At 32.6% G+C, this 8,215-nt stretch carries 9 protein-coding genes, 1 rRNA gene and 2 pseudogenes; 3 read left to right on the top strand and 9 right to left on the bottom strand.

Annotated elements, in window-relative coordinates; translation table 11 throughout:
• Positions 1 to 183, bottom strand: a 16S ribosomal RNA gene (locus tag BM153_RS10320); the annotation flags it as partial.
• Between the two features lie 596 nt (positions 184 to 779).
• Here BM153_RS10320 and BM153_RS14035 point away from each other — a divergent pair.
• Positions 780 to 1,445 (top strand): annotated as a pseudogene (locus BM153_RS14035) (transposase); the annotation flags it as partial.
• Between the two features lie 465 nt (positions 1,446 to 1,910).
• Here the strand turns inward: BM153_RS14035 and BM153_RS10315 are convergent.
• The 5 genes from BM153_RS10315 to BM153_RS10300 all read right to left on the bottom strand — a co-directional run bounded on the left by BM153_RS10315 (position 1,911) and on the right by BM153_RS10300 (position 5,647).
• Positions 1,911 to 2,348, bottom strand: a complete 438-nt coding sequence (locus BM153_RS10315; RefSeq protein ID WP_092873402.1) for a cytidine deaminase family protein — start codon at positions 2,346 to 2,348, stop codon at positions 1,911 to 1,913.
• Positions 2,349 to 2,936: 588 nt separating this feature from the next.
• Positions 2,937 to 3,269, bottom strand: coding sequence for a hypothetical protein (locus BM153_RS10310; protein ID WP_092873400.1), 333 nt, complete (start codon positions 3,267 to 3,269; stop codon positions 2,937 to 2,939).
• Between the two features lie 148 nt (positions 3,270 to 3,417).
• Positions 3,418 to 4,209, bottom strand: coding sequence for a hypothetical protein (locus BM153_RS10305; RefSeq protein WP_092873398.1), 792 nt, complete (start codon positions 4,207 to 4,209; stop codon positions 3,418 to 3,420).
• Positions 4,210 to 4,580: 371 nt separating this feature from the next.
• On the bottom strand, positions 4,581 to 4,736 hold the full coding sequence (locus tag BM153_RS14435) for an IS3 family transposase (RefSeq protein ID WP_242949128.1): 156 nt from the start codon (positions 4,734 to 4,736) through the stop codon (positions 4,581 to 4,583).
• 8 nt (positions 4,737 to 4,744) lie between these two features.
• Positions 4,745 to 5,647: an IS3 family transposase gene (locus tag BM153_RS10300; protein WP_242949124.1), complete on the bottom strand. Its 903-nt coding sequence runs from the start codon at positions 5,645 to 5,647 to the stop codon at positions 4,745 to 4,747.
• 122 nt (positions 5,648 to 5,769) lie between these two features.
• Between BM153_RS10300 and BM153_RS14400 the strand changes: the two are divergent.
• Positions 5,770 to 6,711 (top strand): annotated as a pseudogene (locus tag BM153_RS14400) (Mu transposase domain-containing protein).
• On the opposite strand, the gene BM153_RS14300 reads toward BM153_RS14400, so the two are convergent.
• The 3 genes from BM153_RS14300 to BM153_RS14295 form a co-directional block, all read right to left on the bottom strand.
• Entirely contained in the window at positions 6,645 to 6,818 is a 174-nt protein-coding gene (locus BM153_RS14300) for a hypothetical protein (protein ID WP_242949127.1), read from the bottom strand. The pseudogene BM153_RS14400 and the gene BM153_RS14300 overlap by 67 nt on opposite strands.
• A gap of 63 nt (positions 6,819 to 6,881) precedes the next feature.
• Positions 6,882 to 7,169, bottom strand: a complete 288-nt coding sequence (locus BM153_RS14020) for a DDE-type integrase/transposase/recombinase (protein WP_330392082.1) — start codon at positions 7,167 to 7,169, stop codon at positions 6,882 to 6,884.
• 57 nt (positions 7,170 to 7,226) lie between these two features.
• Positions 7,227 to 7,376, bottom strand: coding sequence for a helix-turn-helix domain-containing protein (locus BM153_RS14295; protein WP_242949123.1), 150 nt, complete (start codon positions 7,374 to 7,376; stop codon positions 7,227 to 7,229).
• A gap of 513 nt (positions 7,377 to 7,889) precedes the next feature.
• Here BM153_RS14295 and BM153_RS10270 point away from each other — a divergent pair.
• The gene (locus BM153_RS10270; RefSeq protein ID WP_330392081.1) at positions 7,890 to 8,123 is read left to right on the top strand and encodes an ATP-binding protein; all 234 of its coding nucleotides are present in this window, start codon (positions 7,890 to 7,892) and stop codon (positions 8,121 to 8,123) included.
• Positions 8,124 to 8,215 lie beyond the last annotated feature (92 nt).

The raw sequence follows: 8,215 nt of genomic DNA, 5'->3' as shown, positions 1-8,215 counted from the left end.
TAGCTACCGTTTCCGGTAGGTATCCCCCTGTACAGGGCAGGTTGCCCACGCGTTACTCACCCGTCCGCCACTAAGTAACTTATTTCCACTTCCGAAAAAGCTTCTACAAGCACTCCGTTCGACTTGCATGTGTTAGGCATGCCGCCAGCGTTCATCCTGAGCCAGGATCGAACTCTCTTGTTTAAAATTTGTTTCCGTTTTTTACCGGACTCTTTAGTCCTTTTTGAATTTAGGTTTCCCTATTCTTGATTGGTTTTCAAGGTTTTCTTCGTACTGTTTAGTTATCAATGTCCGTGTTGTTTTTGTTCCTGTCTCAAAGGACAGCTTGTATATTTTATCATGCTGTTTTTGTATTGTCAAGAACTTTTTTATTTTATTTTTCATCGTTCTTGCGACAGCTCTAAAAGTATATCTCTTTGACTTTCATTTGTCAAGGATTTTACTTTTAATTTTTTTTTGCAACAACTTTAACATTTTCTGTCTCGACTATTGCTCACTCTGTCTTTCGCAGATAGCTTAGATATTGTATAGTGCCATTTCAAATTTGTCAAGCACTTTTTTATTTAGCTGTTTTTCTCTCAAACAGCTTTGCTATTGTATCGCGATATCTGTTTGATGTCAAGACTTTTTTTTAATAATTTTAAATACATATTTAGCATTATCCATAGATGTTGCTGTATGTGAACTTGTATTGGTAAACTTAATTTATAACCCCTTGCTCGGATAATACATAATATTTATTATACATAAAAAGGCCAACTGTGGCCACATGTTGCAATAAAGATTTCTATCAAGATATATATTACTCACATGAAGGCGTTGAGGGTTACAGAGCCACACATGCGTATCTTTGTCGTAAAGGATACAATTTCAGTCGATTAATGGTTCATAAATATATGAATATCGTGATGTAGCTATTTTTAATCTCCAGTAAAAAGAAAGCAAATCATGAACAAGATATTTCACATAAAGTATATGAGAACAAGCTAATCAGATAAAATCATTCAAAAATGGTGTACTGATTTCACTTATCTATTCCTGGCAGATGGAAGCAATAGTTATAACTACAATATTATATTACATGACCGAAGCATTGTTGCGTGCATAATAGATAGAAATATAACAGTAGCTATAGTAAAACGAACATTGAAGAAAGCCCTTCATTCGCAACCTGGAATAAATCCCTGTAAACTTCTTATACATTCAAATTAAGGAAACCCAGTATACATCAAAAGAGTTCACTGAATTCTGTTCGAATCCGGATATCCCTTAAAGCATTAGTAAAGCGTGGTATCCATATGATAATGCTCCTATGGAAAGTTATTTCAACGAAAAACATTCTTTCTTATCAGCATTGTTATCATACAGAGTAAGAACTTTACACCCCAATTGAAGTATTTGAGTATGTACATTATTATATACCTCCACTTTCTTATAACGATTAGAAAATGCCTTACAAGACACGCTATGGGATTATATAAACCCTGTTATAAGAATTAAGTCGTTATATTAAATACTTGATCACAGCTCTCTTTTTGTATCCGTTTAAATATGCTAACAGCAACTCTTAACTTTGACGATATTTGTGAGACATTGTGAAAATCATCTATCTTATGTTAAGTAATCTTTCTTAATAAATGCTTTACTCAAGTTTGGCTGTATGTCGCATACAGTATTTCCACTTTCATAGACTCTAAAACAGAAATTCTAGTGTATATATAATCATTTTTTTCGAACTCAATTAATTACGTAATCCGAAAATATGTTTTTTGCTTTTTAATATAAAATGTAATTATCTAAGTTTTCATAGCCTGCACGGCTGACTATATTATTTGTTTTAACGATAGTTAATTCTTGTTTAATACCAATTTTTAAGCATAAACCTTTATTAAGTGTAGCAAATTTGTAATTTACATATTTTTTCCAGATTTTTCGTAGCGTTCTTTTCCCCACCAGTTTGGCATCAATTCCTTCAATGTCACGGTTTCTCTATTTTTATAATCAAGCATTATTTCCATATTTTCATTTTCTTCATTCAATTGATAAAAAAACTCTCGACATGCTCCACAGGGCATTCCACTTCCGCCTCCCGATGGAGCTTCATTGCGAAATGCAATTAATCGTTTTATTTTTGACTGGCCACTATTGATATACATATTAAGGGCTGCTACCCTTTCTGCACATAAATTCATAACTCCACTACAGCTTTCTATACAAAAGCCGGTGTATATTTCCCCATTTTCGGCTTCGAGCGCACAAACTACATTGTGAGCATATATAAAGGGAGATATCTCCTCCGGATGATATTGTTTTTTTGCCATTTGATACATTTTTTCCCAAATATCCATTTTTCCCTCCACGACTTTTTAATCTGTATTATACCATGTTTTTCTTTTTTATATTTTTGTTTTTCTAGGAATGTACACCTGGATTTCTGTTACTTTTTTAGCTATTTCTAGGTTTTAGCTTTCTTTTTTAAGTATGTTTCTTCCTTATAATTCCGTATTTTCCAGGTATATGATGTTAGTATGTTTAAGTGGATACAAAAGATCGACACATTAAAATCTTATAGTAAAGAAAAGAAGAAATGATACTGTATCAGAATGAGGTCTTGAAGTACGCCGTAATCTTACTCCTATGTGTCGGAATATTTACATCATTTCGCATTGTCACTTGACAACAAAAAAATGTTTGTAATATCAAGAAATCAAAAATGGATTGTTTCACTTTTTTGGCTTCTTATTTTTTCAACATTGATTATCTTGGTTTTTAGATAATATTTCTCATACTTTCCCAAAATCACTTAACAACTCAAAAAATGTTTGTAATATCAAGAAGCCGAAAATGGATTGTTTCACTTTTTCGGCTTCTTATTTTTTCAACATTGATTATCTTGGTTTTTCAGATAATATTTCACACACTTTCTTTATGCTACATTAATTAATAGTAAATCGTGATTCTCCGCCTTCACGACAAAGTCCTAACAAAATCTCTTTTGAAATAGTCCGCTCACAAGAACCTTTTTGTGTAGAATTAAATGATACAAGTCCATAGTTATCATGATAATCCTTCCTTAGCAGGTCAATTATATACCTAAATCCCATTTTTTTTGCATTTGCCCTTACTTCCAATGCTATGAATTCTTCCTCCGTAAATACACCTATCGATTGTAATAATTGTGTCCCATCAACCATAATATGTATTGTCATTGGTAAACCATCGTAAAAAGGAACCCATACAGGAACATCATATCTCCAAAGCATATTCATACCATAATCCAAATCTTTATAAACTAAACTAGATGAAGGATTATGATTATAATTGCGAACAATTTCTGTATATATTTTTCGTAATCTATCTGTGTCGATATTTCCATTAGCGGTAGCCTCATGCAAAGCATGTGATATATCAAATGTTTCAGATGTTTTTTTGACACAACTCCATTATTAACAATAAATGAATAATGACACGAACTGCAATTAACTTGAATTTTTTTTCGCAGGGTACTCTTAATTTTTGTTCACAGCTGGGACATTTTATAACACTATTTATAACAGAACTCGTTTCTTTTTTTCCAATAGAAGAATTACACATATTAGCATGATTTTTAGAATCTTTTTTTGAATTGAAATGATTATCATTAACTCGAAGACAAACTTCCTCTACTGTAAGAACTTTATTACTATCTCTGAACAAAATTCCTTCACCACTAATACTAACTGAAATCTTATAATTTGATTTAAGCCCATATCCGTTATTTATCTTATCTTCTTGTTTAGCTAATGTGTTTGACATTAGAATTCCACTTTTTAACATATTATGATAGTCAGCTATAGTATTAATTATAGAAAATGTCAAATTGTCTCCATCTATACTTCTTTTGACATGTATGTTACAAGCCATTCTTTCCTTTACAACTCCTGTGCCCAAGCAGCAATTTATCAACAATAAATCTATGCTATTTTCACCATATATCACATAATCTCCCGCAAGATATACAGATGTAATATCCACCAATTTTTCATTAATATTACATGTCATTCTCTTTTTAAAAGCAATTTTAATAACATCAAATGAGCTCATAGAACTTAGCTTGATATCTTTATAATCTCTAAAAAAAGGTGCCCCACTCAAATTCTTTTTTCTAGCATTAGAATTGTAACTGTCTATAAAGCTTTTTATAAATCGAACATTTTTCGGTTCCTCCAACTATTTATTTCCAATATTTAATATATTTCCACTAATATCAAAGATGAATACTTACCAAGTTACACATAACTTAACTCGACGACTAAAAAGGCACAATACACCTTATCATTTATATCGTTATAATGATACATATCATTAACATGTCTAGTGATTATAAAATATCAAGCTTTTTTGCGCAAACAATCTTATGTAAAAATGTACAATCACTTAGATAAATATACATATTTTTTACATTTTATTTACACTTGGTTGAAATTCAAAATCAAAATATTCAATTGTTTTAACAAATGGAAACGCTCAGCTATAATCATGGATTTTGAAGCAGCTTCGCTTTTATGAGAGTCGGGGCTGCGGACGATTTCTTGGACTGTTTAAGCTATCAATCCAAGATTTCGCCTGTACTCCATAGGACTCAAATACCCTAGTGATTGCTTTATTCTTACTTCATTATACCAATGAAGATAGTCATCTAATATATTGATGAAATCTGAGATACTTACTCCAGACCAATCTGTGTTGTAAAACATCTCATTTTTTATTCTTCCAAACACTCCTTCGCATGCGGAATTATCAGGGGAACACACCTTTTTGACATAGATCTTGTCAGCCCATATCCATTCATCCGATTTATCCATCCATGCCAACAATAATGCACTCCCCTGTCGGAATGTAGCAATGGTTTTTCGGTTGGTTTTAACTGTTGTACTACACTATCCAGCATGGAATTTACATGATTTGAGTCAGGGGAAGTATCTATATTCCAACTTACAAGTAATCCATCAAAACAGTCAACTATTGGTGATAAATATATCTTTCCGGCTGGGATTGCAAATTCAGTTATGTCGGTCAGCCATTTTTCGTTTGGGTTAATCGCTGTAAAATTTCGGTCAACTATGTTATCAACCGGCGGAGTTATTTCACCAGCATAGGAATTATATTTGCCGGTTTTCTTTATTTTTACTATAAGTTCTTCTTCTTTCATGATCCGACGGACTATTTTCTTTGAAACAATTATCCCCTTGCGTTTTAAAAGTGCATGAATTCGCCTATAACCATATCTGGCTTTGTTTTCATTAAACAGATTTTTTATTGTTTCCCTTAATCCCTCATACTTATCCTTGGAAGATAAGATTTTTTCTTGATAGTAATAACTACTTTTGGATAATTGAAGTTTATTCAGCAATAAAGGCAGTGAATATCTGTCTTTCAGAGCATCGATCATCACTGCCTTTTCTCTGTTACTGAGATTGCTTTGATCGATGCTGGAGTCTTTTTTTATTACATTGATTGTCTCCTTAAGGATATTTATTTCCAACTGCATATCCTGCATTTGAGCTTGTAACTGTTTTATCTCATCTGAGGATGTATCAGTGCCTTCTGCAAGTTTTCCAGGAGTAATGTATTTAGTATTCATAAGACCTAAGGTTACTTCTTTCAAATATCGTTTACGCCATTGATATATACTAGCCCTATACAAAGTTATACTAATTTATGTACAATTAGTATTAAATAAAAATGTACAAATGCTATGATATATGAGCTAAAAAGGAGGAGTTCATAATGATTCTAAAATCTAATATCATAGCAGACTTAAAAATAGATTCAGTAAACGATCTGTATAAATTAAAACCATTTTTAAAGGAGAACATTTTGAAAGTAAATAAAAGTCAGATAGGCAGAGAATTAGGTGTAGACCGTAGAACAGTTGATAAATATATAAACGGTTTTGAAAAGAAACCAAGAAAAAAGGTCCTAATTGTTTAACCCCTTATTTGAAATCATAAAAGAACTGTTAGATCCAAATAATCCACAGATTTTTTATTACAAGTCAGTTTTATGGCAATACCTGGTAGACAATCATAATTATTCTGGCAGCTATGTAAACTTCTGTTTGTATCTAAAAAATATGAGGAATTTGAAAGCTATTTTAAAAAGAGAAGACCTTCTAATGTTAACAATGTAACCTTAAGATATGAAATAGGTATGGGGAAACAAGCTCAGCTTGATTGGAAAGAAAGAATAGAATTTTTGCTTGATAATGGTGAAAAGATTATTGTTAATGTTTTTGTGCTACTTTTGTCTTATTCACGGTTTAGGGTATACCGACTATCTATTTCAAAAACTCAAGATATTTTATTTAATTTATTGGATAATGCATTTGAAGTGTTTTAATGTATTTTGGCAAAGAAAAGGCTTTCTTACACAGCCTACCACAGCAAAAAATAAGAAAACCTTACCAAATAACCACAAAGCCATTATCCGTTAATACATCAAGCATGATTAACTACAAAGACTGTCAGTATTCTGTACCTATAGAATATATAGGAAAAACGCTTACCATTCAAGCTTATGATGGCTTTGTATATATATACTAACACAACACTGGTAAGAGTGCATAAAATAACAAAGCAAAAACTTAACTATAGTAAGCAGGATTATATTGAGATTGCCCGGAAATCCCTCTCTTTCAAAGAAGAAGATATCGCTGCAAGAGCACAGTGACTGTGTATCCTGATAGTATTATAAAACGCCTCGATGTATTCAAATATAAGTCGATAAGCATATCGTTGATTACGGATATTGAAGCGGTTTAGCCATTCTCTTTTAATTGAAGAGTGGAAGGATTCTATACAGGCATTATCGTATGGGTATCCCTTGTGTGAATAACTTCGCTACATTTTTTCAGTGGCCGCATGCCAGGCATTAGAAACATACTGGCTGCCACGATCAGAATTAATAATTAAAGGTAAATCAGTGTTTCTGATAGCTTTTGCTTTGTTAATGGTTTCGATAACGGTAGATACTTCCATAGTGTTTGCAAGGGTCCATGCAATTATTTTTCTGGAAAATAAGTCCATAATGCAGTTAAGGTATACAAAGCCATCCTGAGTCCAAATATAGGTAATATCAGTACACCAGACAGCATTCGGACGTTCGGGATTAAATTGTTCATCAAGAATATTGTGAAGTTCATCACTAAAATCAGAATCCCTGGTAGTGGTGGTCCAAGGTTTAATTCATTGAGCTTTAATTCCCATTTCGTGCATATATTTGCTGACAGTACGTTGACTAATGGTTTCTCCAGATTTACGGAGTATTTGTGTTATTTTAGGAGCGCCAGAATTCTGTTTAGAATCATCATAGATTTTCTGGATTTTTTTTAACATTCTCTTTGCGTTGTTTTGAAGGGGAGACTTTTCGATTAAGAAAAGCTCTGTATCCAGAACGTGACACGCCTAAAATTTTCAGCATTCCGGAAGTAGAGACACGGCGTCCGGTAACTTTAGATGCCTCTACCTTTGCAGAAACTTCAGTATAGATAGCTTCTGTTAATCTTTTCCCAGAATGCCGATGGCTTTTTTTAACACATCAAGTGCATCGTGAGTGTCACGAAGTTCGCGTTTGAGACGAGCTATCTCTTTAGCTTCGTCCGATTCGTAATTACCGGAACCTCTGACAGGAATATCGCCATCATTATTTCTGAATTGAGCTTCCCATTTTCCTAGGGTACTGGTTCCAATTCCAAGATTTTTGGCACATTCAACCTGAGTAAGTCGGGATGTTCTTTGCGATAGTTGACAGCATCCAATTTAAATTACTTAGTGTGGTGTTTTTGTTTTACGTGACATAATGAGTTTCTCCTATTGTTATGATTATACTATATTTCATGGGAATAGCTCATTTTACTTTGTACTAAATTAGATGCTAACATCATCTTCCAACTTATAGATATGCGATATGAAAGAAAAAGCACAATACTTACTACAAATATCAACTTTAGTGATTGGGATAGCATTTTTTATGATGCAATAGTTGCCAATGCAATTCTTGATAGAATCCTTCACCATTCAAAGGTCATAACCATAAATGGAAGATCATATAGAATTAAGGATTATGTAAAATCATCTGAGTGATTGTACATTATTATATAAGATTTTTTTTGTACAAAAAAACTTGACACTTTATACAAGCTTCAACCTTAATAACAGTGAATTGATTCTGTTTA

It is taken from the genome of Acetitomaculum ruminis DSM 5522, assembly GCF_900112085.1.
Taxonomy (GTDB): Bacteria; Bacillota; Clostridia; order Lachnospirales; family Lachnospiraceae; genus Acetitomaculum; species Acetitomaculum ruminis.
This window is presented reverse-complemented; position numbering and strand designations above follow the sequence as displayed.